Source organism: Acinetobacter sp. AC1-2 (assembly GCF_016124155.1).
In the GTDB taxonomy this organism is placed as follows: domain Bacteria; phylum Pseudomonadota; class Gammaproteobacteria; order Pseudomonadales; family Moraxellaceae; genus Acinetobacter; species Acinetobacter calcoaceticus.
In genome coordinates, this window is the sequence record NZ_JABFFO010000003.1 from 70068 (window position 1) to 95718 (window position 25651).

Consider the following 25651-nt stretch of genomic DNA (forward strand, 5'->3'; position numbering starts at 1 on the left):
TATTCCTTATCCTTTTACATGGCTTAAACGATCTTGCATCATTGCTCGCATTTCTAGCGGATCTTTTTGCAAAATGTCGTCGCCTGTACGTCCTTCTTCTTTATTTTTTTGAGCAACTTGCAAACGCATCGACCAAAAACGGCACGCCGCCATTGCTAAGAATACATCTAAACATTCAAGTTCATCTGAAGTAAGCGCACGAACTTTTTGATATGCCTCTAAGTAAGCTGCTACTTTCTCTGAGTTTAAATGCGCTGCTGGATATTCGGTACAAAAATCATTGATGGTAATCGCAATATCAAACAGTAATTCATCTTGATTGAGCTCGTAAAAATCTAAAATACCTTGTAATTGCTCGCCTTCAAACAACGTATTGTCTCGGAACAAATCTGAATGAATAAAACCTGTTGGTCGATTTGAATACTGCGCTGTTTTAGTATTAAAAGCTTGATAGACCTGTTCAAGTAAATTTTGGTCATCTTGCGTCATGCTTGGTTTAAGCTGTTCTGCAACGCCTGTCCAATATTGATGATCACGTCGATATTCACGCTCAAGCGGAAAATCTTGTAAAGCAACATGTAGTTTCGCCTGTGCATCTGCAATTGCGGCAACTTGTGCGACTGTGGTTTGCATGGGATGGTGACCCATAAGACGTGGAGCAATTTGTGCAGGTTTTTCTGCAATAACATGAACCGCTTGTCCGCTATGTTTTAACGGCACAGCAACGGGTACATCGTGTGTTCCCAATTGTTCAAGAACAGGAATCAGTTCACCCGCCCCTTGAGCATCTAACTCTTCAAATACAGTCAATACATATTGTTTGCGGTTTACATCAACCAGAAAATAATTGGTGTTTTGAATACCTCCCTGAATTGGGTTCAGCTCCAACACCTCTAATCCATAAGGTGCAGCAAAGGTGCGAACTTCATCTAAACTCAACGGGGTATAAACCGACATGGAAAACCTGCAAAAAACATCTGTGAAGTTTGATAGAATACCTCTTCCCTTCATGAAGGTGTAGCGCCTGTGTAGGAACTTTCACCAACGGCGATTATTTTTGGAAAAAGCTATGCTTGCTAAACGTATTATTCCTTGCCTAGACGTTGATAACGGACGCGTAGTTAAAGGCGTTCAATTCCTCGATATTCGTGATGCTGGCGACCCTGTTGAAGTGGCACGTCGCTATAACGAACAAGGTGCAGATGAAATTACTTTCTTAGACATTACCGCTACACATCATGGACGCGATACCACTTACCGTACTGTTGAACGTATGGCCGAGACTGTATTTGTGCCATTAACTGTCGGTGGTGGTGTACGTAAAGTTGAAGATATTCGTTCGTTATTAAATGCAGGTGCGGATAAAGTGAGTATTAACTCAGCAGCCGTATTTAATCCTGAATTTGTTCAAGAAGCTTCACAGCACTTTGGCGCGCAATGTATTGTGGTTGCAATTGATGCTAAAAAAACTGGCGACAACAAATGGGAAATTTTTACCCACGGTGGCCGCAAACCAACCGGTATCGATGCGATTGAATGGGCCGTAAAAATGGCTGACTTCGGTGCGGGTGAGTTACTCATTACCAGTATGGATGCCGACGGTACTAAAGCAGGTTACGATATTGCTTTAATGCGTGCTATTAATGACCGCGTTACCGTTCCAACGATTGCTTCAGGCGGTGTAGGTAACTTACAACATCTTGCTGATGGTATTTTACAAGGTGGCGCCGATGCAGTATTGGCAGCAAGTATTTTCCACTTTGGGCAATATACCATTCCAGAAGCTAAACAATATTTAGCTGAACAAGGCATTGAAATGCGCTTGTAAGTTTATTGATATTTAAAGGGGCGATATGCCCCTTTATTTTTTATGCAGCACCGTCTACAACATTCAGATCACCGATGAGTTTAGGCTTTTCTTTTTTCTCGACCCATTTTGCAGGAAAGATTTTTTCTACAGCTTGAGATAAAGGTTTAGCAATTACTGTGGGTAACCATATGCCCAAAGGATTTTGTTCTTTTAAATCTGCCGAAGACACCACACGTGTTCCCATCACATAGTCAAACCAAGGCTTAGTCACACACCAATTGGCATCTTGATTAGAGTTCATGTGGTGGTCGTAATGCCATGGAATTTTACGCTTTGCCCATTCAGGCTCCAGATGTGCACGGCGATGAATATAATAATAATTTCCTGCGCTGTACCACGCGGCAAGCGCCATGCCTTTTGAAAATGGATAGAAAATTGCGCTTGAAACAGTTGCCACCACTGCTAGTGAAATTAACTCATTTTTAGTCCGCCAATTTCCAACACCTTCCACATAACAATCATCATGAAATTGCTGTTTGCGTACTTCACGATGATGTGCCCAATGTGACTCCATGCTTTTTGGCACAGGGCTATATCTCGGTTGTCCAGCACGATGTACCCCATGCAAAATATATTTATGAGCTACCCATTCAAATGCGTTGGCAACCGCAATTCCAGCAATAAACCCTTTTAACATCGCTTTACTCCTTTTTCTTTTTATTCAGAATATAAAATTCGATATGCTATGTATTGACCAGAATTTATGGTTTCATTGACAAATCACGACAAGAAAGAGGTGGTCAGGGATGCCACAACTAAAAAATTATACAGGTTCGGTCTATGGAGGACTCGGACACCTACTAAAAGCTTACTGTGAAGCCAATCAGTTAGCAGTACCAGAGCAATTAGAACAAATTCAAAATCTGGAACGCTTTGACTATGTGGTTTGGCGCGACCTATTAGAAGTGATTTATAAACTAGCCCCCAAGCCGGGTTTAGGTCTAGAAATTGCCAAATATGTACAACCCAAACACTTAGGAATTATTGCCTACCTTGCACTCTCTTGCGATAACTTAGGCGAAGCTTTAATTCGTTATCATGACTTTCACCGCCTAATTTATGACGGAAGTCCGTTAGTGGTTGAGCTATATGGGCAATATGCTTCTATTCGCTGGGAAGCTACAGAGTTGCACCCTACCCAACTTACCGATGAAATTGCCATTGCTCTAGTTATTCAATTTTTACGCCTTTTTATGTCTCACCAAGATGTACATTTGCATGAAGTACATTTTTTAAATGCCCCACCTAAAAACATCAGGGTTTATGAACAATACTTTCAATGTCCGGTTCGTTTTAATCAGCCCCGTACCCAATTACTCATTCCAATTACTGAAATTAATAAACCACTTAGCAGTGCCGACCACACCCTGCAACAATTACTGGTTCAGCAAGCACAAGCACTTTTAGAGCAATTACCGAATTCGACACAACTTGATCAACGCTTACAGCACTCAATTTTGACTGGGCTACAAAAGGATCAATATCAAATTGAATATATTGCAGCTCAGCTAGGCCTTTCTGTTCGACAGCTCCAACGTCACTTACAACAACAAAACACCACATTTCAGGAACGCGTTCAGCAAGTGCGGTTTATGCTTGCGACTGAATATTTAAAAGATCCGCATTTAAGCTTACAAGAGATTGCTCTTTTGCTTTGTTATTCAGAACAAAGTGCTTTTCAAAGAGCTTTTAAGCATTGGACCGATCAAACACCGCAACAATGGCGAGATCAATTTTTAGACAAAGAATAACCAACCAAAACTTACAAATCTTTTCTTGATTAAAACAACACTGAAAACAAAAATTTCATATAGTCACATGCTTCAAATTTATGTGACGTAATTCACATTAATTAAAATAGATTAAATAAATGAGTAATCAAAATGAATAAATATTTTGCTGAATTTCTAGGTACGTTTTGGCTAGTCTTTGGTGGTTGTGGTAGCGCAGTATTAGCCGCAGCTTTCCCTGAACTTGGTATTGGCTTTGCAGGTGTAGCCCTTGCCTTTGGTTTAACCGTACTCACAGGTGCCTATGCTCTAGGGCATATCTCAGGTGGACATTTTAATCCCGCGGTAAGTGTTGGCCTTTGGGTCGGCGGCCGCTTCGATGTTAAAGATCTCATTCCCTATATTGTTGCTCAAGTGGTTGGTGCCACTGCTGCTGCATTTGTTCTTTACATTATTGCTCAAGGCCAAGCTGGCTTTAGCGGTGTTGGTGGTTTTGCTTCAAATGGTTTCGGTGATTTATCACCAAACAAGTTTGGCTTAGGTTCTGCTTTTATTATTGAAGTGGTACTTACAGCTTTCTTCTTAATCATTATTTTAGGCGCAACTGACCGCCGCGCACCTGCTGGCTTCGCCCCTATTGCGATTGGTTTAGGCTTAACGCTTATTCACTTAATCAGCATTCCAGTCACGAACACTTCTGTGAACCCTGCACGTAGTACAGGTGTGGCGTTCTTTGCTGAAACTGCTGCTTTAAGTCAATTGTGGTTGTTCTGGGTGGCGCCGATTTTGGGTGCTGTGCTGGGTGCGATTATTTATAAGGTAGTTGCTGGGGATAAGGATTAACACGACGGAGTTCAACTTCGTAAAATCGAAAGTAATCAGCTAATTCTCATTACTTTTGTTTCGGCAAAAGTAACCAAAACCATTGCCATTCACAAAACCTGTTCTCTGGGATCATGTATCTGATCCCACACAGTAACAATTCTGATCTTAAAATGGGCAGGTTGTGAATGGCTTTATCACGAATCAGATTTCACGCATCGTTCAAAATCGTAGACAACTTGGTCAGATCCAATTCCACTGATAAATCATTTATAAAAACGGATTATTAATTTCTTTTTCAGCTGGACGTTCAATTTTCTCAGGCAATTCTTCTTTTTCCAAAGCCGCAACCACATCGTTTAAAAAGCTCTGTAAAGCTTTGGCTTGTTCTAACCCGACTTTGTCTTTAGTGATTTGCAAGTTGCCATAAATGCTGACGCAATCGACATCATTTTCTAATGTTAAATCTTCAATCGAAGAAGACTCTGTACCCTTTTCAAATGGCTTAAACATAGGTGTTGTCTCGTTGTTATATCTTGACAGTGTAATACGACCAATTTAAAAAAAATCAATCAAAATTAAAAGTGCCGATAAAATTAGAAATGCTCCCATCAAGATATTAAAATATTTCAAACGGTTGCCATGGTTAAGCACCACCGAAAATTTATCGCCACATAGTCCCCAAAAGAACAAACATGCATAGCAGGTAAAGAAATAAATAATGATAAAGATCGGCAACGACTGCGGATTTTCAATGCTTGTAAACATCGTTATACCCGACACACAAGCCAACCATGCTTTCGGATTAAGCCACTGTAACAAGAAACCATCTTTAAAATTGGGAATAATCATCTGTTCTACAGGAGCACTTGAAATGGAAATTTTGGCAGCAGAAAGAATAATTTTTATACCGATATAACAAACAAATAGCGTTCCACAAACTGCAAGGATTTTTAATACGATCGGAAACTGAGTTAATAAACTCTGAAGCCCAAATGCCATAAAAATCAAAAGTAAGGTAAAACCAATGGTGGCGCCTGAAATATAGGGAAGCGATCTTTTTAAACCATGATTTAAACTGGTCGATAAAATTACGGTATTTACGGGACCGGGGGTAATAGACATTGCAAATGAAAAAAGAAACATCGAGGCAAACATTGTTATTGTCCTTATTAAAAATAAAATGAGTATACAGATCTGTATACTCATTTTATTTTATGAATTTAAGACAATGCAATAACTACTATAAAATTGCTTACTTCAATATTTGCAAGAAATAGTTCACCAAGGCTTCCACCAGTTGTTTCACAATGGCTTGGCGTGTTTCTTCATCAATACTTGGAACTTTTGCTTCCATTGGTTCTGAGGAGCCACTTTTTTGCTTTTTAAACTGGTCTTGTAACGCTTTAATTTGATCAGCGTTTAAGTCCTGCTCACATTGGCTCTCACCATCCCAATGTAAATAGTCTAACTTCTGATTTGGCTTAACCGACGTTGCTGTTAAAGGTAGACGATAGACATTACGCTTTTGCTGCTCAGTTAACTGTGGAAACAGGTTAACGCCTAAGCGTTCTTCAAGGTAGCAAACACTCACCACTTTCACTTGTAGAGAGTTATTGTTGGGTGCGTAGTAAGCCCCAATAGCGCCAGTTTTTGGCATATATACCGCTTTATAAACTGCGGTTGGAACAATTACACCTTGCCCAATGGTTTTAAGGCGTTTGCCCTCAAAAACAGGGCCGGTAACAACATATACATCTTGTTTTTGCTTGGTCGCAATAGCACGTGTGGCTTCTTCAAGTTTACGCCAGACTTCTTGGTTATTTTTAGGGGCTTGCGGCACCATATTACTTAACGAAAAGCTATCGGACTGTGAACTCTTATTTGGCATATCGCCATTCGGTGCCATATGCCCACGGTCATAGCCTGAACCACGATAGTCGCTTAACAGTGCCCGATGCCTTTGATCAACACGAGTTTCTTCATGAAAGTTATCTTCACGCTTAATTTTGACACTCAAACGTTCTGCATTTAAATGCTCAGCCGACCATAACGGCGTTTTAGAGATGCCTGAATACAAAACGCTAAAGCCGTTAAAGCACAGCGGATAACTGTCTTTTTTTAAACTTTCTTTATTTAAAGCAGGAGGAACTTCACGATAGAACTGATTTAAACAAGTCGAGTTAGTACTTAAAGGCGAAAACCACTGTGAAATCTTTTCACTACCAAAAGCAATTGCAAAGCTTCCAGCCGCAATACAAGCAAGAATAATCTTGCCGAAATGTCCACTTATCGAAAATTGGTTTGTACCCTTACTACGTTTTTTAGTTGCCATGTTTATATCAATACCACTGTCCACCCGCAGCTTAACAATCCTGCTTTTTTAAGTATATCTCTTATCTTTCAAATGGTTAAAACATGGTCATATTTTTTGTAACTCTACTCTGCTATACGTAACAATTTGTTGGGATTCTGAGAGGCTTTGGCTATTGAATTACGTCAATTGCGTATCTTTCGTTGAAAAGCACTGATTGCTTATGACATGGTTAGCTCCACAAATTTGGATAAAAATATAAACGGAGTCCATTGAATGATCCATTCAAAGATTATTGGTATTGGCGTAATCACGGGATTGTGTAGTATGGCCGCTTTGGCTGAACCAGCAGTCCAGCCAGGAGAAACTTTAGAGAGTTTGTCTAAAGTGAAAGTTACTACAACGGTAAATGGCCAGCCTGGTTCTATTAGTGATTTAGTTAATAGCGGACAAGTACAGCAAGTTTCTGCTGCACCAACAAATGCTGCTCCTACTGGTGCTCCTATTCCGGCAGATGTTCCACCAGCTCCTCCAGCAGGCGGTGAAATGGCACCACCAGCAGCGCCAACTGATGCAATCCCTCCTGCACCAAACCAAGCGTCTCCAGCGCCACAAGATCCGAATGCTGTACCACCTGCGGCAGATCCAACTCAGTCGGCAGACCCAATGGCAAAAGATGGTGCTTTGCCAGCAGATGCACCTGTTCAAGCTCAATAATCAGAGCCATAAAAAAACCAAGACATTTGTCTTGGTTTTTTTATTACATCAATATTTTATATCTCGATTTGACTACCTAACTCAACCACACGGTTGGTTGGAATTTGATAGAAATCACTCACCGGACTGGTATTACGCTGCATAGAGATAAACAGTTTCTCTCTCCATGGAGACATACCGTCGCCCACCGAATGAACAATACGATCACGGGAAATAAAGAAGCTGATATGCATTAAGTCATATTCAAGACCTAACTGCTCGTAAGCTTGCATGAGTGCTTTTGGTACATTCATTTCATCTTTAAAGCCGTAGAAAATCTTAATACGGAAGAAGTGTTCAGCTAAAGTTTCTGTTGAAATACGATCTTCTGGTTCGACAAAGGGTACATCTTCAATCACTACAGTGACCAAGATATTGCGCTGATGCAGCACTTTATTGTGCTTGATGTTATGCAGCATGGCATGTGGTACAACGTTCGGTGTACCTGTCATAAAGACGGCATCACCCGGAACCCAGTGCACGCTATTACCAATACTTTTCACAAACAAATCTAACGATAACGTATCGTGTTCGAGCTTGGCAAAAGTGAGCTCACGACCACGTTTCCATGTCATTAAGATAGTCACAGCAATCGCACCAATCAGTAATGGCACCCAACCGCCCGACAAGATTTTAAGTGAAGTTGCACCCACCAATACAGACTCTAAAACAAAGAATGGAATAATGAGGAGTAGCACTTTTGGCATGCTCCACTTCCAAGCTGAATAGATGAACACAGCAACCAAAATCGTGTCACACAGCATCGTCAAGGTTACAGCGAGACCATAAGCACTTGCCAAGTTTGAGCTGGTTTTGAAAATCAAAATTAAGATAATAATTGCGATTAAAAGTAACCAGTTTAAGAAAGGAACATAAATCTGGCCTTCTTCAGATTCAGAGGTATGTTTAATACTTAAACGTGGTAAATAACCCAATTGAATCGCTTGACGTGCAAGTGAAAACACCCCAGAAATTACGGCTTGAGAGGCAATTACGGTTGCCATGGTCGCCATAATAATCATTGGGTAAAGTGCCCACTGTGGCACCAATAAATAGAACGGGTTTTGAATCGCCGCTGGATCTCTGAGCAACAATGCACCCTGTCCTGCGTAATTTAAAACCAAGCATGGCAACACCACAAAGAACCATGCTAGACGAATCGGAACTGGTCCAAAATGTCCCATATCGGCATAAAGCGCTTCACCACCAGTAACTGTTAAGACTACAGCACCCATAACGAAAAAGGTCATTAGGGGTTGGTGGTAAATAAACTGAATCGCCCAATGTGGACTAAACATGCCTAACACCACAGGGGTTTGAATGACACTGTGAAGACCTAACATTCCTAAAGATAAGAACCACACCATCGTAATCGGGCCAAAAAACTTACCGACAAAGGCCGTACCGTGCTTTTGTACTAAAAACAACGCGATGATAATGGTAATCGCAATTGGCATGATGAATGGGTCAAACACATCGGTTGCAATAGACAAACCTTCGACTGCCGAGAGTACCGAAATGGCTGGGGTAATAATACCGTCACCAAAAAACAGCGATGCACCAATAAAGCCAATGGCAATCATGTAGATTTTTTTGTTATCGGCAATTTTGGCTTTACGTAAGTTCAATGCGAGTAAGGCCATGATTCCGCCTTCGCCATTGTTGTCTGCACGCATGACGATGGCGACATACTTAATACTGATGATCAGCATTAAGCACCAAAAAATAATGGATAAAATTCCTAATACGTTTTCAGGCTTAATTCCCAACCCATGCGCTGCATGGAAGGACTCTTTTAAGGCGTAGAGTGGACTTGTTCCAATATCTCCAAAGACCACCCCAAGAGCTGCCAAAGCCGTGGCAGGCAAGGTTGCTTTTTTGGCCGTATTTTGCATTGTGTAATTAAACCAACATGATTTTTATCGCAATCTTATCACCTCTATTATTTTTTTTCTGTAAAGCTCATCTTAAATCTTGGCAGAACAAGATTTTTTAGTTACTATCGCACGCCTTGGTGAGGTGTCCGAGTGGCTTAAGGAGCACGCCTGGAAAGTGTGTATACGTTTGCGCGTATCGAGGGTTCGAATCCCTCTCTCACCGCCAGAATTGAAATTTAAAGAGGCTTAAACCTAATGGGTTTAAGCTTTTTTATTAGCCAAAATATTAAAAAACTGTCAGAAAAAGCCGATAATTTTCTCATCTTATTTAAGCCCCAGATTAAATTAAATATTTCAACTCAATGAAAAATCTCACTTCTTTAGCTAAGAAAGCAATTCACTCCCATAACAATTTAAATTTACCCTTTTCAATTTATTCAGCTTATAAAGAACAAAAAATTAGAAATGTTCCGATTACGAAACCTTTACTCATCGCTATTTTAAGTGGTGTTAAAGAGTTAGGCAGAACTGAAAACATTGTATGTGGAACTGGTTCTTTTATATTTTTATCAAATAGTGCCAGCATTGATATGCGCAATATTCCAAATCAAGAAGAATATTTCGCGCTCCTCATCGAGTTCGACATTGATGACTTTAAAGACCTCCCTACCTCTTCAGGAACTCCTAAAAAGTTTGTACAAGGCCAACTCAACGCCTTACTCGAAAATGCCCTTTCTCAATTTATAGATTTTTCTCTCATTGCCCCGTCTTCTGTTTTTAAATTTAGAAGAAGAGAGCTTTTAGAGCTTATTTATCATTCTGGTTATACCGATATCTCTAGCCTGAATATGACTACAAGCTTGAGTGAAAAAGTTCAGGCATTAATTTCTGATCATTTATCTACAGAACTCACAGCTGAATTTATTGCTTCCCAACTTTTCATGAGTTCATCGACGTTAAGAAGAAAGCTGAAAAGTGAGGGAAACAGTATTCAAGACATTCGTAATAGAGTAAGGCTGGGGCATGGATTACACTTAATTCAAACCACCAATAACAGCGTTGGAAATATTGCATTTGAGTGTGGCTATCAGTCTCAATCTAGATTTACAGAACAATTTAAAAATTTATTTGGTATTACCCCTCGTGAACTACGCAAAACCAAAATGCTTAATTAAGGCGAAATTATGGCAAATCTGCGTATAAAAAAATTTAAGAAGAAAACTTAAGATCTTTTGCACACTAAAAAAGGTTCTTAAGAAAGCAGATGAAAAGAGTAGCGGTGATTTTATCGGGTTGTGGTTATTTAGATGGTTCTGAAATTAGAGAATCTGTTTTAACCCTCTTGGCTTTAGACACAGCAAATATTGAATATCAAATTTTTGCACCTGATGAGCCTTTGTTTCATGTCATCGACCATGTGAGTGGAGAAATAAGCGAAGGTGAGAACAGAAATATTTTACAAGAAGCGGGACGAATTGCCCGAGGTAAAATTTCCACACTCAATAAACTTGATGAAAATGAATTTGATGGACTTATTATTCCCGGTGGGTTTGGCGTCGCAAAAAATTTATCAACTTTTGCCTTTAAAGGAGCAGAAGCAAGCGTACATTCTACAGTGGCTTCAATTCTAAAAGCGTTTCATCAAAGTAAGAAACCGATCGGGGCAATTTGCATATCCCCTGCACTATTGGCACTGACTTTTGGAAACTTACACCCAAATATCACTTTAGGCTCTGACACCAACATTGCTAAGGAAATTGAAAAAACTGGTGCGATTCATCATGTATGCCAAACTTCAGAGATCGTAGTAGATAAACAAAACTTATTTGTTACTACGCCTGCATATATGGATGATCAAGCTTGCTTAAAGGATATCTATACAGGGATTACAAGCCTGGTTGAGGCGATGACAACTTTAGCAAATTAAGATTTTTTATGAGGGATAGAGATCGCTATCCCTCTATTTTATTGTGTTCTTTGTATGAATCTAATCAACTATAAGTAACTTCGCACCATTCAAGCTAAAAGACTGATGTGGTTCTGAATTATCCCCTACCTGATAACTCATTCCTGAAGTTAAAGTAAATGTTCGACCGTCTTTCAATCTACTTTCTAGTTCGCCTTCTAAGCAAAATAATATGTGCCCTTTTTCACACCAATGGTCTGCTAAATAATTAGCCGAGTACTCAACAAGTCTTACCCTTATTTTATTTCCTTCTTCACCAAAAAATTGAGTTTTCCAATAAGCTTTTCCAGTTTCACCGCTATATTCAGTGACTTCAATTTCTTCCCAGTTTGTAATTTGAAATGGAAAAGGCGCGATATTCATAATTTTTCCAAAGACGTATTATTGTATTTTCAACTTATAGACAAATTTGATTTTTGCAAACAGTTTAGTAAAAATAATCAGAAAGATAAGATAAATATTTTTGTCTTTTAAAGACCTAAATCATTTTGATTTAGGTCTTTTTTATTGCCTTATGTTATATTTAACTTACATTTTTAATCTAATCACAAAAAAAATCACTAAAAAATTATAAGTTTTCAATTAAATAACAAGATTCTTAATGACCATCTACATATTAATTTAATTCAAAGTACGCGGCTATAGGATCTATTACTATTTCATTACGCATCAATCCTGTAATAGATTTTTCAACACCAACATACATTCCTAAAAGATTATCTAATGCTTCTCTCATATTAGCAAAATCTGCTTTTTCATTATGCTGATATTGATTTTCTATTAAGCCATTTTGACTAATAGAACCTATAACTACTATTTCTTTAAAAGATGCTTGATGATATTTTCTTACAATTAATTCAGGTGACTCTCTTAAAAATTCTCTATTTAAATAAGTAGTAAACACTTTAGAATCGATTTCCTGACTTAAAGCAAATTCATTATCATAACCAAATTGCATTATTGTAGTTAATTGCTCTAAAAAAGCAGAATCTTGCTGAAGCCCTGTACTCTTAGCAATCTCCTTAAAATCTTTTAAATTATTAATCTTCTGTTCGATTTCTCTAATTTTACCTTTATCTCTTAATAAGGATTTTTCCTCTTCTAAAGTCGCTACTAAACCCTTAACCTTTTCGAAATGTGAAAGAGAAGAAATTGCTAGACCAATTTTATTAAAATCTCTAAAAAAGTTTTTTATCTTTTCATAATTATCAAATCTAACTAATGCCTTAATTTTAACAAAAGGTTTTCCCTCTAATAAATCTACCGTCACTTCAGTAGAGTTTGATATTACTTCTTGTAAAAGTAGTTCTTCTTCTAAGTAGTTCTCTAATTTTGAATATGCTTGATCATGTAAAAATTTTTTCTCGACAGATTTAGAAGCAACTTCCAACAGGTCATTCAGACTATGTCCACTACCTAAGGGACCCTTTTGGTTCTCCCCTTTAGTTTCAATATTTGAACTTTCAGAAATAAATGATTCTGTAAATCCGTTAAATAATTGAGAATAAATGGAGTATAGCTTCTGGGTATCTAAATAGATAAAGTTTCTTAATTTCAACGTTTTCGCCTTAAGTAATCTTGGTAATATTTGTTACGTCTATTATCAAAAGATTTAAAGGCGAAGTAAAGTCCAAATAAAACCATAGTTACAGTAGCTAAAATTATGAAATAATTCATATATTTTCTCCTACTTTATCCAATGTTGAAAGATTATAATACACCTTGCATCCAATGATTAAATTGGCAATTGCTAAAATAATACAACACCATAAAAGTACAGATACTTTTACAAAATCTGGTCTTGCTTCTGATAAAAAAGATAAGGTCAACATGAATGTCAGAAAAACAATCCATAGTGTTGAAAAACCAATATTACTATCCCTCCATCTCAAATGGTTTTCATTTTTAATGTGGCTAATTTCATTAATAATAGATAAATGAATAATTAAAGAAAAAAGTAGAATATCACCTGTAGAAACTGGTGTTATTTGGGTGCTTATCGTAAGCAACCATGTTAAAAACCTAAAAAATATAGGAATTAAAGCAACACCAACAGTATAAATAAGCCAATTTAGTGACCTTCTATCGGAAAGTAGCTGTGATATCATGTGATTAAAAGGTAAGAATTATTTAATTAAAATAATATGCTATATTTGGCTTTAAATCAGTATTTTTTGATGCATATTTATTCCTAATAACAACTAGAATAAAGCAAAGTTCAGTAATTAAATTCTTCAATCTATCCTCTATAAAAAGACCCAAACCCTCACGCTTAGGCCTTCCCATCTCTAAACTTACTTAGACAACTCTAATAGTTTCTGAACATACTGCATTGCATTATTGTCTATGTCTTGGTGAGTCGGAACATCATCGTCCTCTGAAGGGTTTGTGTCTAAACCATAAAATGCATGAAGTGGTTGATAGATTGCCCCAACATATAAAGCTGTTAGCTCAAATGGAACAAAAATCTTGTCTAAAGAAATTTGATACTCACCGCTTTCTGAATAAACTTGTTCTTGCCCACCAGCAGACAAAGCTAGCATAAACTTTTTATTTTTGAGCTTGTCGCCTTCTGAACCGTAAGCCCATCCATACGCCAAAACTTCATCTAACCATTGTTTCAAAAGCGGCGGACAGTTAAACCAATACACTGGAAATTGAAATACTAAATTTTCGTGTTCTTCTACAAGCGCTTGTTCTTTTGCGACATCAATCACCCCGTCTGGATAAGCTTGATAAATTTGGTGAATCGTAAATTGATCGGGATGTTTTTCTAGTTCCTCAATCCATCTTTTATTTACAACAGACTGGTCTATGTGAGGATGGGTAACAATGACTAATGTCTTTTTCATTATGAAAACACGCTTATCGAAAAGTAGATAAATCGATTATAGAAGTGTGCTTTCCTAAATATAAGTACGGTAATTTATGTTATATACTATACCAAAAGATAGTATGGATTTTAAAAATGGATGACTGCATTCCAACGTATACGCCATTAGAAGATACGGGTTTTGGCTACACCCTTTCTTTGATTAACGGCAAATATAAAATGATTATTATGTATTGGCTTTATGGAAAAACCGTCATGCGTTTTAATGAGCTGCAACGCTGTATTGGCAATATTTCTTTTAGAACGCTCAGCAATACACTCAAAGAATTAGAAAGAGATGGACTGATTCATCGTAAGGAATATCCTCAAATTCCGCCAAAAGTTGAGTATCGGCTTTCAGAAAGAGGACAGTCTTTGATTCCTTTATTAGATATGATGTGTGATTGGGGCGAGCGCAATAAGCCGTCTTAGTTTTATAGACTTGAAGTGATACTAAATATGAGAAATGAATTAAGAGAAATTTTTATTAAGGGATGCGACGATAAAATTGAAAAGAAGGGAGACAATGTCGGTCTATCTTTTTATGCTTTTTTTAAAAATAAGAACGATAACCCTGAGTTACTAATGGAAGCAGCGCATTGGTGGATTATGCTGCATAAGCTAGATCACTTCGAAAAAGCTGTGAAGATTAAACAGTTGGTTTTGAGTGAAAGCTAAAATTAGAGTGGAAGACTATCAGAAAGAGGATAGTCTTTAATTTCATATAATTTATGAAAAGATTGAATACAATTAAACTATATTAACTCGATTTTAAAGGCTTATATTTCAAAAAAATCTTTTAAATCCTTATACATGTGATAACTATTTAATTCACTAGTATCTATAGTTAATCTTAAATACTGCTCAATCTCTTTAGAAGATAAATTAATCCCAAATTTAGTATGTAGATAGATACTTATCAGTTCTGTTACATCATGGCCTCGAGATAATCTCCACTTTTCACTACATTCATAATCAATACTATTACTTAAAATAAATAGTTCATCAACTAAATTTTTATAGGTCGAACTGAATTTGACTCTACTTTCAAAATCTCTCTCTAAAAAAAGAAAGTTTCTATGATCAAAAAAATCATCAATATCAAACTTAAAAAGAATTGTCGACTGTTCAGGCAAATTCTTTATTCTTTTCAATAATTCATTGGCTGCCCTATATTTACCGATTCTTCTACTCTCACGCTCAACTTCATCTTTCATTGTATTTACTTGTTGCAGTGTCAGTCCACCAACCTCATCCAACCACTGTACTAAAGCTGATGAATTAACAAGATAACTCTCTAAATCATTTAGATAATGATTTTTCGTACTCTTACATACAGAATGAATAAATAAACTATCATCAAATCTAAGACTATTAGTGATATGATCATAATCGTTATCAATTATAAAAGCTATTTTATCAATTTTATTATAAGGATAAATATTTTTAAAATAAAAATGACTAGAAATAACCATACTTTTCCCACACATTCCTAAATAAAAATAATCTTCCTCTACAAAACCCTTTTTCTTAAGAAACTTTTTATCACATATACCTTCAACAAATATAAACTTATCATATGTTTTTGATCTAAAAACACCAAAAGCTTCATCTAAAAATGTTTTTTGTTCCTCAGCTATATCTTTCAATGTATTATTAGTCATTTTATCAACTCTGCTAATTCAATTGTATTATCCCAATTCCCATTAATCAAAGTAAAAGAATGTGTAGCGATTAAAACATTGAAGTTATTTATTTTAGAAATTTTCTCAATTAGGCCGAGAAGTTTTTTTTGCCATGCTGCATGTAAAGATATTTCGGGTTCATCTATTAATACAACAGATCCATATTTAGTATTAAAAATCAAGTCTCCCAATAATATTATTAAGTGTTTTTCACCTGAAGAAAGCAAGTTAATACTAAAATCACCATTATTAAAGCTTTTAATTTTTTTCTTATTAACAATTTCTTTTTCATCCTGAACTCTATCTTTATCTTTTTTCTTTTCAACAATTAATCCAAAAATAGGATGGATATCAATATTTTTAAACTGTAATAAAGAATTTACGGATTCTTTAAAAAGATTGATTCTTTCAGCAAGTTCAGCGCAAGTATCGATTCTCTGAATAATATCATCTAAATATGAACTTAAAACCATTAAAAATGCTTTATTATCATATATTTGTTCATTTCTAAGTTTCCCAATTATATTAGGATTTAAATTTAAATTTCCAAAAATCTCATTTTCATTATATTCCCGATCAAATCTCGTAATTTTAACAATTTTATTAATAGTTTTAGTAACATCAATATCTATATCTTCACTTAATAATGACATAACTTTTTCTGGAAAATTAGAACTCTGATCCATAGAAATAGCATATTGTTTTTCCTTAACATCAACCATGAGCTGTCTAATACTTTTAGATAATTTATTTATTGCACTGTATTCTTGATTGTTTTCATTAACATTAATATTATTTAGTCTATCAGCATCTACAAAAAAAACATCTCGCTCTAAAAGCTGTAATAAGTCATCATCTAACTTTACATTTACTATCTCTTCTGGAAAAATATAATTATATCTCTCCAACATTTCACAAGTAGTAATAACCTCATCATCCCGAGTATCAATCCATAAATTATTTTTAACTTTCTTCATGTATGAAAGTTCATTTTTTAGAATATTATTAAACTTTTTCTTATTATCTCTAAATATATTTTTATTTATTTCAACAACCTTACCTAAACCATAATATATAACCAATAAATTATTTTCTTTAACTACGGTGACTGTTTGATCATCAAACTCTATTTTAAAAAGATCAAAACTTTCATCAAATAGATCATCAAATTTCATATTAAAAAAATCATCAATTATTTTTAAAATAGTTGACTTACCATACCCATTAGGAGCTGTTAATATAATTACATTATCTTTTATATCTTCAAAATTTAAGTTATAAGTAAAATCACCAAACATTCCATCAATATAAAGTTTTTTAATTTTCAAAAGATATTACCCCTGATATAAAATTATAGTGTTGTTAAATCATATTATTACAATTTACATAAAAGAATTCTATAAATCACTCCTATTTTAAAGAAATAATTAAAAAAATTTCTAAAAGCCCAACTCTCGTCAGGCCTTTCCCCATCAAACCCGACTTAAAAAATAGTCGAGTAATGCATCCCTTTCATCGGTGCTATCCGCCCCCAAAAGCTGAACCATCGCGCCATCAATAACAAATAAAAACATGTGCGCGTCTTCAACTGTAGCAGTCGCTTTTACAGTTAAAAGCAGTTTATGAATTTCTTTAATGAACCAGTTTCGATAGTCAATAACGAGTTTATAAGCTGCTGGATAGATCTTTTCAATTTCAAAAATAGCTTTAAATGGCAAACGATAAAAGCCATCTAAGTTCACATGTAAAAGGTAAATTTTCTTGAGTTTATCGAATGCCATGAGTTCGCGGTACGAATGAATAATTGAAGACACCTCATGTTTCAATGCATCTATTTGAAAAGTTAAGCTCATCTGAATGAGCCTTTCTTTGGAGTGAAAATAGTTATAAAAAGTGGCTTTGGGGATTTTGGCTTCCTCAATAATTCGATCTATCCCGATGTAAAACCCATTTTGATTAAATAAATCTTTTGCTGCGTGGAGCACGCTTAATGCTCTAAATGAAGCTTCCAAATTTGGCATTTTTATACCGTTTAAAATAATTTTTTGTTGTATGTGAAAGAGATAGAAATGCCGTCACTCTTAAATTGAGCGCTAAAAACAGGCATGCGAAAATGACACAAAAATGGTGTGCTCGCCTATCTCGGGTTTTATTGTTGCTGTAATTTTTTAGTCGTAATGACCTATGGCTTAAAACCTAAAGTCGGTTAAACCGTTTTAAAGACCAGTGCGATATAGACGTAAAGATTTTGGCAAAGGTTGCCAACGAGAGAGATGAAATAGTACGCATAGCGGACTCCTTTTGATTTAGAAGAGTCTTACCAATTACTGCTAAATAATGGTGGCAAGACTAGAAGGGTTAGCAGACTGGTACAAAAGGAAACCAGCACACCCGAAGGTGTCCCTCCTAGCCTCACCATAAAGGCGTGACTTAAGAGAACGCACAAAAACCAAAACAGCATTGTTGTGCGCCTTTTGTAGACGGTCTGCTAAAACCGACTGGCAATGTAGGCCAGCAGGCAAAGGATAATCCGCGCATTTTTGAGTGTCAATGTAAGGTTGAATAGAAATTGGTTAAATAATTATTGTTGTTTATTCAATTAGATATTTAAGCTAAACAGTCATTCAATTTAAATTTAACGATATCATGATAATAATAAAAATGTAGGATAGTGAATTATTATTGAGTTCATCATTTAAGTGAGTAATTAATAATGATAATAAAGGGACCTCCCACTAGTTCAGAAGAATACCAACTTATCTTTCAATGGCTTGATGAACGGTTTTATTATTCTATTGGGGCTCTGGCCTTTCTTGATCAAACGCAGGTTATCGATGCCGAATGGCAACTCTTACGGTTATATCACCCACAGAACTCCAAGCAACTTTTAGGAGTCGCGGTCATCGTTACTGGGGGAACCTGCTTCTGGGTTCCATCAAAGACATCTTCATCTGGGGCATCGCTCTGCACTTCAATTTTAGAGCTTCAACCGCGTCGGATTGTAACCACCGCAATTGGACGTGATTTATTGCATGCCGAGATAAAACAAAAAGGACGCCTTTTACGAGAATATGATCAATGGATCATGATTTGCTCACGCCAATTTTCTCAAGCTCAAGGCCGCTTGGCTGAACTTTCTGATATTGCTCGTCTCCGCGAATATCAACATCAATATAATGATGAGCGCTCAGTGAATGAAACACCTGATTGGGAATCTCTGATTCAGCAAGAAAAGATTATTGTGCTTGAAACAGACGATCAAATCGTTTCAATTGTGCGTTTAGGGATAGAAACTGATCGGCTCATTTCTATTGGTGGCACATACACCTTCCCTGCTTATCGCCGAAAAGGTTTTGCCGAGCGTATCTTACAATTCGCGGTCAATCGGATTGTTGCAACTGGACGGATTGCCCACTTAATTGTCGACATCGATAACACCCCAGCGGTTACTCTTTACCGCCAAATAGGCTTCGAATGCGTAGAGTCTTCTTACATTGCCTACCCAGAGTATTTATAAAAAATCATTCATTTTCAAAACTGCTTAAATGTACTGATTGATCGCGCTATAAATAAAAGCTACAGTAAATAAAGTTTGAATTTTATAACTTTAAATAAATTAATAATGCATGCAGGCAAAGACATGGAAACCATACATGATTTTTATCGCCGCTTTTCTTTAACCAGAGATAGCGATTACTCGGTTCCATCGACTTCGTTTGGACATTTTAACGTGTTCCAACGCGATGCCTGCTCGTTTCTCACGCCTTATAGCCGCCGCGATTATTATAAAATTTCACTGGTTTTAGGCACAGGCGACCTCCACTATGCCAACCGCTGGATTCGGGTAGATCGCCCTGCTTTACTGTTTTCAAACCCAATGGTTCCCTATGCATGGGAAATTAATTCGCCCGAACAGGCAGGCTGGTTTTGTCTATTTACCGAAGAGTTTGTAAACCAAGAATCAAGACAAAGCTTTTTAAAAGACTCACCGCTGTTTAAAGTCGACGGCGATCCACTATATTTTTTAAATGATCAACAAGTTGAAGAAATTTCATTTATTTTCAAAAAGATGATGACTGAAATAAGTTCAGACTACATTCATAAATACAACGTTTTAAGAAACTATTTGCACCTGATTGTGCATGAAGCCATGAAAATGCAACCGACCCAACAGTTTGAAAAACATAGCAATGCTGCGGTTCGGATTTGCCATTTATTCTTTGAGTTATTAGAGCGTCAGTTCCCCATCGACTCGCCCCATTTCCAGCTTAAACTCAAAACTGCAAATGACTATGCCTATGGCTTGTCGGTGCATGTGAACCATTTAAACCGAGCTGTAAAAGAAGCCACAGGCAAAACCACGTCTGAGCATATTAGTTCGCGCATTACGCAAGAAGCCAAAGCGCTGCTACAACACACCAGTTGGAATATTTCTGAAATTGCCTATAGCTTAGGCTTTGAATATTCAGCGTATTTCACCAACTTCTTTAAGAAAAATACGGGTTTTTCACCTAAAAAGTTCCGTGAAGACTGTGTAGCCTAAATACAGATTGTTTGAATTTTATAATTATTGGTTTGAATGTTATACGTCAGTTTGAGCCAAAGCATTTTATAGTTTTTCTACTCAAGTGATTTTGCAAAAAGAGTGTGAAAAATGAAATATAGAACTTTAGGACAAACAGGCGAAAAAGTATCAGCACTTGGTTTAGGTTGCATGGGAATGAGCTTTGCCTATGGTGCCTCAGACGACACACAAAGCATTGCAACCCTAGAAAAAGCCTTAGACCTCGGCATTAACTTTTGGGATACCGCCGATATGTACGGCAACGGCGCAAACGAAGTTTTGCTCTCAAAAGTTTTAGAAAAACACCGTGACAAAGTATTCTTGGCGACCAAATTTGGCTTCCGCTATAAAGAAGATAACCTCAATCCACAAAACTCATTAGAGTCTTATATCGACGGCTCTCCAGAGTGGATTAAAGTTGCGGTCGAAAATAGTTTAAAACGCCTAAATACAGACGTAATTGATCTGTATTATGCGCACCGCATTGACCCGAATATTCCAGTTGAAGACACGATTGGCGCAATGGCTGACTTGGTCCAACAAGGTAAAGTTCGCTATTTAGGACTCAGTGAAGCGTCGGCTGAAACCATTCGTAAAGCGCATGCGATTCACCCGATTGCAGCAGTTCAACATGAATATTCGCTACTCACACGTGAGTTTGAGCAAACCCATTTGCAAACCATTCGTGAGTTAGGCATTAGCCTTGTGCCGTATTCACCGTTATCGCGTGGTTTAATTACCAACACGCTCGATGTCGGCAACCTAGAAGAAAACGATTTCCGTCGCCAGTTACCGCGTTATCAGGGCGATAACTGGAAAAATAACCAAAGTTTGGCGCAAGCATTTAGCGAATTTGCTCAAAGCAAAAACGCAACAGCGGCTCAACTGGCTTTGGCTTGGATTTTAGCGCAAGGTGAAGACATTATTCCAATTCCGGGTACGCGTAAAATCGAGCGACTTGTGGAAAATGCTGGCGCTGTAGACCTTGATTTAACAACAGCAGATTTGGCAGAAATCGATGCAATTATTACGAGATACCCAAACATGGGCGCACGCTATAACGCTGAGCAACTTGCTGCGGTCAACCATTAAAATATGACCTATAAAAAAAGTCCGACTTAGTGTCGGACTTTTTTATTTAGTCTTTGCTATAACTGCCCTGCTGGCGTCCATCGTTCCAAGTTACGTCTAACGATTTTTCAGAAATCGTCAGGCTTTCAGGAAATATACTTAAATTCTTTTTGAATTTAGAGTCTGGTTTTAAACCAATACAGTTGCCATTTTTCCACCATGTCCCTTCGGCATATTGATCTAAAGCACCATAAGCTAGCATCCATTTAAACTTACCGTCTGGCTGAAGTAAAAGTTCTGAACCAACTTCCATCACACCATTTAAATAATAGTGTCCACCCCAAGCCTGATCGGCTTGCTGAAATTTCACCTCTTTACATACGCTCGTTGGCTCTGCATAAATTTGAGATGAAATCGCAATCGTAGAAAGTAATAGCAACCGTGCAAATATATTCATTATTTAATTCCCTGAAACTTGATTAGCTCTAACACATTAATATTTTTGGTTTATTTCAACATATCCATATAGCTATCCCATATATGAATAGAGCAAACCAGCTACACCAATACATAAAAGAATGATAAAGGTTATATTGTCTGTCTCAGACTTATTTTTACGTTTTTTACCGTATAGCCCAACAATTACTGCAATTATAATTATCAAGATACTAGCAAGCATTACAAAGCCCATCATAATGCCATGGCCAATATTTGCCGAACTTAACATCCAAGTTTCCTTTTTTAAATCTTAGAAAAGAATAGTAAGAAATTTACTATTTTCCAGACTCAACTTTTAAATAAGTTCCATCTGCATACACGTTGTGTCCAAAGCCACAACCCGAGTTACCCTCGTTTTGTTTGACCTGAATGAAGTTTCCTAATTTCGCATTGGTTTTAAAATCGAGCTGAATGCGGCAGTCTTGATCTTTATAGACGATTTGCTTTTTATTGCTCGGCATTGTGGTGCCAAACTCACCCATGTTCGGACCGTAAATTAAGCTTCTAAGGCCCATATATAAGCCAGCATAGCTGATTGCATATTGCCCCTTCTCACGGCTTACCGTGATGTGGTCCCATTCGCCAAAACCTGAGTAACGGACATATTCACCAGACAAGTCATTTGACGCTTTAGGTGCAGGTAATTGCTTAAGGTTAAATTGGCTAGATTTTGATTTTTCATCAAGCATAAACCACGATCTTGCCCAAAGTGGCTGACCCAGTTTGGCATAGGCTAAGCCCACATTATTGTTGGCAACTTCAATATCTCGATCGGTAAATTTAACCGTGGTTTCATCTGCATTGGCTTTACAAAACGCAGTCCAAGAGGCTTGATTCTGAAAATTTTCTAGTGCTTTTTTATATTGTTTTTGGTCGTAGTTTTTCTTACCTAAGCTCGCGTATTGCTTCACTTTATTACAGCTTTGTTGTAGCTCTTGTGCAAAAGAAAATTCTGCATGAGTAACCGACAAAGCCGAAAGTATCAGAACCGCGCAACCTGAAATAATAGATTTAATCATTTTTAAAATTCTTTAATAATTAACTAATTATATAATATGAGCTAGTTCGACAAATCACAATTCTCTGCAACAAAAGTCCATTAGAATGGCTTATTAAAATGTATGTCCATGATTCATTTATCAATGCATATAAAAAGGCCTGAACATTTAAGTCCAAGCCTTTTGATTTTTAGAGTTTAGCCAAATCTCAACTAAGAAGTCTCACTTAGACTCAAACTAGAATGATGATTTTGACAAATTGCGCTTTGCAAAATTTTCATACTATTTTTAATCGCATCTTCGACCTGTATTTGACTCTCTCCCATGAAATGAATTTTTGCAGGAATATTTTCATAACTAAAATTGTTATGGTCGCCGCTTTCTTGAATTAACTGATAGGTAATCGTTTCATTCTCTAATTCTTTAATGCCATTAAATAAAAAACCAGAACTATAGGGATTCGGCATCATCAGAAAACCAGTGATTTTTGTATTCACTGGCTCTAGCGGAATATTCATGGCCGCCTTAATCCACATTTCATATAAATCGACTGACTCATTACGTAATGTAATGAACGGAATTTCCCCTCCACCGACTCGCCCACCGACTTCTAAAAAGATCAGCTCACCTTTAGACTCAATAAATTCGAGATGAATCGCCTGATCTTTTAATTTTAAGAATTTACATACGTCTAAAGTAAATCGCTCTACTTTTTGAATAAATTCAGAATTATCAATCGTTACCGATCCTAATGGCGCACCGTTTCTGAAGTCTAAACAGGTATTAATATATTTTGAGACTTTAAAGTAAGGCATTTTATTGTCAGAAATAATCGCATCGACGTGATAGATATCTCCTTCAACAAATTCTTCTACTTCATAGCCTTCATAGGAAGACAATCGTGGTATATCAGCCAATTCACTGATTTTTATTACGCCTTCAGAAGCTGCACCTACCTGTGGTTTTAAAATAATCGCTGAGCCACTTTCTAGCAGAAACTTTTCAATGTCTTGGTGTGAAGACACTTCCGCATATTTTGGATAACGGACAGTAGAATGAGCTAAAGCATCCTTCATTTTTTTCTTGTTACGGCACAACAAATTGTCTTCAACCGTTGCGCCCACAATATTCAATTCAGTTCGAATGCGAGCCGCAGCATCGAGGTCATATTCCGAGATGGCAATAACATAATCTATTGGCTTTTTTTCATAGATTTTTACGGCTTCTTTTAATACATCCTCTTCATTTAATTGTTCTAAACCCGCTATGTAATAACAGTTTGAAGAGGTGATATAGCGCATCGTTTCTGTTAATGAAATATAAGATACATGGACAGCATCGTGATCTATATATTTATTAAAGTCAGACAATTCATCGTCATATCTATTGATGATTAATACATGTTTCATATGACTTTCACCTGCTCATGTATATGTGTGACTAAACTACGGATCTTATCTTCACTTTCAGAACGAAGGATGATGTAGCCTAATCGTGAGGTCCAATCATGGTTACACGCCAGTTCATCGTCTGCTTCGTAGTAAAAGTGATGGTATACATATTCAGGTGCGTCTAACAGTTGCTCTAGCCCACTAAAACCTTTAAAAAGGCGGTGGTTGCCTTGCGGAATAAAGGCAATTGCAGAGACCATATTTTTCTCTATTGAAGGTGAATATGGCAGGTCGAGGTATTCGCTCAGTACAGCTTGTGCGAGGTCAAAATTAGTCGCCAGTTTAATTAACTCAACAATATTATCGCCCGGTAAACGTGCAGCTAACTCGATCGCTACGGCTTTTCCCTGAGGCGTTACTCTCAGTTCTAGGTGAAAAGGCCCGATGTTTAATTCTAAGGTTTGAATGACTTTTGCGGCATAATCAAAAACATGTTCAGAAAATTGACCGTCATATTGATTACCCACAATATGCCCAATTTCGACAAAGTAAGGTTCTGGCCCTAATAGTTTTTCTGTCAGTGAAGCAAAGGTTATTTTTCCATCTGTATGAACAATTCCTTCGACACTGTATTCCTTCCCTACAATGTATTCTTCAACAATTAAATCACCACTTGCATAGAAGCCAATATCATTAGGTTTAGATTTCCAGATCGCGTCAACTGTTCGTAAAAGCTCCTCAAAATCTGCAACTTTTTTAACAGACATACTGCCTGCCATATCAACTGGCTTCACTACAGCAGGAAACTTAAACCCTTGAGGTAAGCGGATCTCTTTACCTTTTGAAATCAAGGCATATTTAATATCGCTCAAGCCTGACTTGGTTAGCTTGTCACGAAATTTGAATTTATTTCGAACCGTTTGAGCTGTCGTATATTCAAGAGAGTTTTTGGCAAATGAATTGCCTAGTTGTGCTGCCATAGGTACAGCATATTCAACCCCTGGTAATATCGCTCTTACGGTCTTTAACTCATTAATTTTAGAGAGTTGGCTATGAAAATCACTGGTATCTATTTTTATTATCTCTTTTGCTTTTTGTCGCATTGTTCCATCAATGCTGCACTCTCCTTCGTCAGTAGAAAAAACATATAAATCTATACCTAATTCTTGAGCGGCATTTAAATAAGTTACGCCCGAAGAAATAGGTTCTATAACTACTACAGTCATTGTTACAGTCT

General features: G+C 36.9%; 28 protein-coding genes and 1 tRNA gene. 12 read left to right on the top strand and 17 right to left on the bottom strand.

Annotation, left to right across the window (positions count from 1 at the left end; translation table 11 throughout):
• Positions 1-6: 6 nt before the first annotated feature.
• On the bottom strand, positions 7-957 hold the full coding sequence (locus HL290_RS12270; protein ID WP_198496604.1) for a homoserine kinase: 951 nt from the start codon (positions 955-957) through the stop codon (positions 7-9).
• 112 nt (positions 958-1069) lie between these two features.
• Here HL290_RS12270 and hisF point away from each other — a divergent pair, with 112 nt between their 5' ends.
• The gene (gene hisF, locus HL290_RS12275) at positions 1070-1828 is read left to right on the top strand and encodes an imidazole glycerol phosphate synthase subunit HisF (protein WP_005038191.1); all 759 of its coding nucleotides are present in this window, start codon (positions 1070-1072) and stop codon (positions 1826-1828) included.
• Between the two features lie 40 nt (positions 1829-1868).
• Here the strand turns inward: hisF and HL290_RS12280 are convergent, their stop codons facing one another.
• Positions 1869-2507 carry a hypothetical protein gene (locus HL290_RS12280; protein WP_005038189.1) on the bottom strand — a complete coding sequence of 213 codons (639 nt, stop codon included), beginning with the start codon at positions 2505-2507 and terminating at the stop codon, positions 1869-1871.
• A 109-nt stretch (positions 2508-2616) separates the two neighbouring features.
• On the opposite strand from HL290_RS12280, the gene HL290_RS12285 reads away from it, so the two are divergent.
• Both HL290_RS12285 and aqpZ read left to right on the top strand, forming a co-directional pair.
• On the top strand, positions 2617-3621 hold the full coding sequence (locus HL290_RS12285) for an AraC family transcriptional regulator (RefSeq protein ID WP_198496605.1): 1005 nt from the start codon (positions 2617-2619) through the stop codon (positions 3619-3621).
• A gap of 132 nt (positions 3622-3753) precedes the next feature.
• On the top strand, positions 3754-4443 hold the full coding sequence (aqpZ, locus tag HL290_RS12290; RefSeq protein WP_004639814.1) for an aquaporin Z: 690 nt from the start codon (positions 3754-3756) through the stop codon (positions 4441-4443).
• A 249-nt stretch (positions 4444-4692) separates the two neighbouring features.
• On the opposite strand, the gene HL290_RS12295 is transcribed toward aqpZ, so the two are convergent.
• The 3 genes from HL290_RS12295 to HL290_RS12305 all read right to left on the bottom strand — a co-directional run bounded on the left by HL290_RS12295 (position 4693) and on the right by HL290_RS12305 (position 6757).
• Positions 4693-4935: a hypothetical protein gene (locus tag HL290_RS12295; protein WP_003653912.1), complete on the bottom strand. Its 243-nt coding sequence runs from the start codon at positions 4933-4935 to the stop codon at positions 4693-4695.
• A gap of 45 nt (positions 4936-4980) precedes the next feature.
• On the bottom strand, positions 4981-5580 hold the full coding sequence (locus HL290_RS12300) for a LysE family translocator (protein WP_003653914.1): 600 nt from the start codon (positions 5578-5580) through the stop codon (positions 4981-4983).
• A gap of 97 nt (positions 5581-5677) precedes the next feature.
• Positions 5678-6757 carry a DNA/RNA non-specific endonuclease gene (locus HL290_RS12305; RefSeq protein WP_198496606.1) on the bottom strand — a complete coding sequence of 360 codons (1080 nt, stop codon included), beginning with the start codon at positions 6755-6757 and terminating at the stop codon, positions 5678-5680.
• A 255-nt stretch (positions 6758-7012) separates the two neighbouring features.
• Between HL290_RS12305 and HL290_RS12310 the strand changes: the two genes are divergently transcribed.
• On the top strand, positions 7013-7453 hold the full coding sequence (locus tag HL290_RS12310; protein ID WP_198496607.1) for a hypothetical protein: 441 nt from the start codon (positions 7013-7015) through the stop codon (positions 7451-7453).
• Between the two features lie 56 nt (positions 7454-7509).
• Here HL290_RS12310 and HL290_RS12315 read toward each other — a convergent pair whose 3' ends face one another.
• Positions 7510-9387 carry a potassium transporter Kup gene (locus HL290_RS12315; protein ID WP_198496608.1) on the bottom strand — a complete coding sequence of 626 codons (1878 nt, stop codon included), beginning with the start codon at positions 9385-9387 and terminating at the stop codon, positions 7510-7512.
• Positions 9388-9505: 118 nt separating this feature from the next.
• On the opposite strand from HL290_RS12315, the gene HL290_RS12320 reads away from it, so the two are divergent.
• The 3 genes from HL290_RS12320 to elbB all read left to right on the top strand — a co-directional run bounded on the left by HL290_RS12320 (position 9506) and on the right by elbB (position 11296).
• Positions 9506-9595, top strand: a tRNA-Ser gene (locus HL290_RS12320).
• 136 nt (positions 9596-9731) lie between these two features.
• Positions 9732-10544: a helix-turn-helix transcriptional regulator gene (locus HL290_RS12325; protein ID WP_198496609.1), complete on the top strand. Its 813-nt coding sequence runs from the start codon at positions 9732-9734 to the stop codon at positions 10542-10544.
• Positions 10545-10633: 89 nt separating this feature from the next.
• Positions 10634-11296 (top strand): isoprenoid biosynthesis glyoxalase ElbB, encoded by a 663-nt coding sequence (gene elbB, locus HL290_RS12330; RefSeq protein ID WP_198496610.1) that lies wholly within the window; start codon positions 10634-10636, stop codon positions 11294-11296.
• A gap of 60 nt (positions 11297-11356) precedes the next feature.
• Here elbB and HL290_RS12335 read toward each other — a convergent pair whose 3' ends face one another.
• The 3 genes from HL290_RS12335 to HL290_RS12345 all read right to left on the bottom strand — a co-directional run bounded on the left by HL290_RS12335 (position 11357) and on the right by HL290_RS12345 (position 14187).
• Positions 11357-11698, bottom strand: a complete 342-nt coding sequence (locus HL290_RS12335) for a DHCW motif cupin fold protein (protein ID WP_001017478.1) — start codon at positions 11696-11698, stop codon at positions 11357-11359.
• A gap of 253 nt (positions 11699-11951) precedes the next feature.
• Positions 11952-12893 (bottom strand): hypothetical protein, encoded by a 942-nt coding sequence (locus HL290_RS12340; RefSeq protein ID WP_198496611.1) that lies wholly within the window; start codon positions 12891-12893, stop codon positions 11952-11954.
• Between the two features lie 736 nt (positions 12894-13629).
• The gene (locus HL290_RS12345; protein ID WP_198496612.1) at positions 13630-14187 is read right to left on the bottom strand and encodes an NAD(P)H-dependent oxidoreductase; all 558 of its coding nucleotides are present in this window, start codon (positions 14185-14187) and stop codon (positions 13630-13632) included.
• 116 nt (positions 14188-14303) lie between these two features.
• On the opposite strand from HL290_RS12345, the gene HL290_RS12350 reads away from it, so the two are divergent.
• Together HL290_RS12350 and HL290_RS12355 are read left to right on the top strand one after the other, a co-directional pair.
• A complete protein-coding gene (locus HL290_RS12350) occupies positions 14304-14639 on the top strand; it encodes a winged helix-turn-helix transcriptional regulator (RefSeq protein ID WP_004639833.1) in 336 nt (111 codons plus the stop codon).
• Between the two features lie 27 nt (positions 14640-14666).
• Positions 14667-14885 (top strand): DUF6500 family protein, encoded by a 219-nt coding sequence (locus HL290_RS12355; protein ID WP_198496613.1) that lies wholly within the window; start codon positions 14667-14669, stop codon positions 14883-14885.
• Positions 14886-14986: 101 nt separating this feature from the next.
• On the opposite strand, the gene HL290_RS12360 is transcribed toward HL290_RS12355, so the two are convergent.
• From HL290_RS12360 to HL290_RS12370, 3 genes are all read right to left on the bottom strand, one after another.
• Positions 14987-15871, bottom strand: a complete 885-nt coding sequence (locus HL290_RS12360; protein WP_198496614.1) for a hypothetical protein — start codon at positions 15869-15871, stop codon at positions 14987-14989.
• Entirely contained in the window at positions 15868-17220 is a 1353-nt protein-coding gene (locus tag HL290_RS12365; protein WP_198496615.1) for an AAA family ATPase, read from the bottom strand. The genes HL290_RS12360 and HL290_RS12365 overlap by 4 nt, the downstream gene beginning before the upstream one ends.
• Before the next feature lie 144 nt (positions 17221-17364).
• Positions 17365-17913 (bottom strand): TetR/AcrR family transcriptional regulator, encoded by a 549-nt coding sequence (locus tag HL290_RS12370; protein ID WP_198496616.1) that lies wholly within the window; start codon positions 17911-17913, stop codon positions 17365-17367.
• A gap of 692 nt (positions 17914-18605) precedes the next feature.
• Between HL290_RS12370 and HL290_RS12375 the strand changes: the two genes are divergently transcribed.
• The 3 genes from HL290_RS12375 (at position 18606) to HL290_RS12385 (ending at position 21548) form a co-directional block, all read left to right on the top strand.
• Positions 18606-19409, top strand: coding sequence for a GNAT family N-acetyltransferase (locus HL290_RS12375; RefSeq protein ID WP_198496617.1), 804 nt, complete (start codon positions 18606-18608; stop codon positions 19407-19409).
• 123 nt (positions 19410-19532) lie between these two features.
• A complete protein-coding gene (locus tag HL290_RS12380) occupies positions 19533-20435 on the top strand; it encodes a helix-turn-helix domain-containing protein (RefSeq protein ID WP_198496618.1) in 903 nt (300 codons plus the stop codon).
• A 111-nt stretch (positions 20436-20546) separates the two neighbouring features.
• A complete protein-coding gene (locus HL290_RS12385; RefSeq protein ID WP_198496619.1) occupies positions 20547-21548 on the top strand; it encodes an aldo/keto reductase in 1002 nt (333 codons plus the stop codon).
• A gap of 46 nt (positions 21549-21594) precedes the next feature.
• On the opposite strand, the gene HL290_RS12390 is transcribed toward HL290_RS12385, so the two are convergent.
• The 5 genes from HL290_RS12390 to HL290_RS12410 form a co-directional block, all read right to left on the bottom strand.
• Positions 21595-21987 carry a hypothetical protein gene (locus tag HL290_RS12390; protein WP_035358264.1) on the bottom strand — a complete coding sequence of 131 codons (393 nt, stop codon included), beginning with the start codon at positions 21985-21987 and terminating at the stop codon, positions 21595-21597.
• 69 nt (positions 21988-22056) lie between these two features.
• On the bottom strand, positions 22057-22254 hold the full coding sequence (locus tag HL290_RS12395; protein ID WP_003653948.1) for a hypothetical protein: 198 nt from the start codon (positions 22252-22254) through the stop codon (positions 22057-22059).
• Between the two features lie 46 nt (positions 22255-22300).
• Positions 22301-23044, bottom strand: a complete 744-nt coding sequence (locus tag HL290_RS12400; protein WP_198496620.1) for a hypothetical protein — start codon at positions 23042-23044, stop codon at positions 22301-22303.
• Positions 23045-23235: 191 nt separating this feature from the next.
• Positions 23236-24432: an ATP-grasp domain-containing protein gene (locus HL290_RS12405; protein ID WP_198496621.1), complete on the bottom strand. Its 1197-nt coding sequence runs from the start codon at positions 24430-24432 to the stop codon at positions 23236-23238.
• Positions 24429-25640, bottom strand: coding sequence for an ATP-grasp domain-containing protein (locus tag HL290_RS12410; RefSeq protein WP_198496622.1), 1212 nt, complete (start codon positions 25638-25640; stop codon positions 24429-24431). Before HL290_RS12410 ends, HL290_RS12405 begins: the two co-directional genes overlap by 4 nt.
• Between the last annotated feature and the right edge of the window lie 11 nt (positions 25641-25651).

Excerpts from the sequence above, each read along its gene's own strand:
- HL290_RS12270 (WP_198496604.1), bottom strand. The coding sequence starts at position 957 with ATGTCGGTTTATACCCCGTTGAGTTTAGATGAAGTTCGCACCTTTGCT.
- hisF (WP_005038191.1), top strand. The coding sequence starts at position 1,070 with ATGCTTGCTAAACGTATTATTCCTTGCCTAGACGTTGATAACGGACGC.
- HL290_RS12280 (WP_005038189.1), bottom strand. The coding sequence starts at position 2,507 with ATGTTAAAAGGGTTTATTGCTGGAATTGCGGTTGCCAACGCATTTGAA.
- HL290_RS12285 (WP_198496605.1), top strand. The coding sequence starts at position 2,617 with ATGCCACAACTAAAAAATTATACAGGTTCGGTCTATGGAGGACTCGGA.
- aqpZ (WP_004639814.1), top strand. The coding sequence starts at position 3,754 with ATGAATAAATATTTTGCTGAATTTCTAGGTACGTTTTGGCTAGTCTTT.
- HL290_RS12295 (WP_003653912.1), bottom strand. The coding sequence starts at position 4,935 with ATGTTTAAGCCATTTGAAAAGGGTACAGAGTCTTCTTCGATTGAAGAT.
- HL290_RS12300 (WP_003653914.1), bottom strand. The coding sequence starts at position 5,580 with ATGTTTGCCTCGATGTTTCTTTTTTCATTTGCAATGTCTATTACCCCC.
- HL290_RS12305 (WP_198496606.1), bottom strand. The coding sequence starts at position 6,757 with ATGGCAACTAAAAAACGTAGTAAGGGTACAAACCAATTTTCGATAAGT.
- HL290_RS12310 (WP_198496607.1), top strand. The coding sequence starts at position 7,013 with ATGATCCATTCAAAGATTATTGGTATTGGCGTAATCACGGGATTGTGT.
- HL290_RS12315 (WP_198496608.1), bottom strand. The coding sequence starts at position 9,387 with ATGCAAAATACGGCCAAAAAAGCAACCTTGCCTGCCACGGCTTTGGCA.
- HL290_RS12325 (WP_198496609.1), top strand. The coding sequence starts at position 9,732 with ATGAAAAATCTCACTTCTTTAGCTAAGAAAGCAATTCACTCCCATAAC.
- elbB (WP_198496610.1), top strand. The coding sequence starts at position 10,634 with ATGAAAAGAGTAGCGGTGATTTTATCGGGTTGTGGTTATTTAGATGGT.
- HL290_RS12335 (WP_001017478.1), bottom strand. The coding sequence starts at position 11,698 with ATGAATATCGCGCCTTTTCCATTTCAAATTACAAACTGGGAAGAAATT.
- HL290_RS12345 (WP_198496612.1), bottom strand. The coding sequence starts at position 14,187 with ATGAAAAAGACATTAGTCATTGTTACCCATCCTCACATAGACCAGTCT.
- HL290_RS12350 (WP_004639833.1), top strand. The coding sequence starts at position 14,304 with ATGGATGACTGCATTCCAACGTATACGCCATTAGAAGATACGGGTTTT.
- HL290_RS12355 (WP_198496613.1), top strand. The coding sequence starts at position 14,667 with ATGAGAAATGAATTAAGAGAAATTTTTATTAAGGGATGCGACGATAAA.
- HL290_RS12360 (WP_198496614.1), bottom strand. The coding sequence starts at position 15,871 with ATGACTAATAATACATTGAAAGATATAGCTGAGGAACAAAAAACATTT.
- HL290_RS12370 (WP_198496616.1), bottom strand. The coding sequence starts at position 17,913 with ATGCCAAATTTGGAAGCTTCATTTAGAGCATTAAGCGTGCTCCACGCA.
- HL290_RS12375 (WP_198496617.1), top strand. The coding sequence starts at position 18,606 with ATGATAATAAAGGGACCTCCCACTAGTTCAGAAGAATACCAACTTATC.
- HL290_RS12380 (WP_198496618.1), top strand. The coding sequence starts at position 19,533 with ATGGAAACCATACATGATTTTTATCGCCGCTTTTCTTTAACCAGAGAT.
- HL290_RS12385 (WP_198496619.1), top strand. The coding sequence starts at position 20,547 with ATGAAATATAGAACTTTAGGACAAACAGGCGAAAAAGTATCAGCACTT.
- HL290_RS12395 (WP_003653948.1), bottom strand. The coding sequence starts at position 22,254 with ATGTTAAGTTCGGCAAATATTGGCCATGGCATTATGATGGGCTTTGTA.
- HL290_RS12400 (WP_198496620.1), bottom strand. The coding sequence starts at position 23,044 with ATGATTAAATCTATTATTTCAGGTTGCGCGGTTCTGATACTTTCGGCT.
- HL290_RS12405 (WP_198496621.1), bottom strand. The coding sequence starts at position 24,432 with ATGAAACATGTATTAATCATCAATAGATATGACGATGAATTGTCTGAC.
- HL290_RS12410 (WP_198496622.1), bottom strand. The coding sequence starts at position 25,640 with ATGACTGTAGTAGTTATAGAACCTATTTCTTCGGGCGTAACTTATTTA.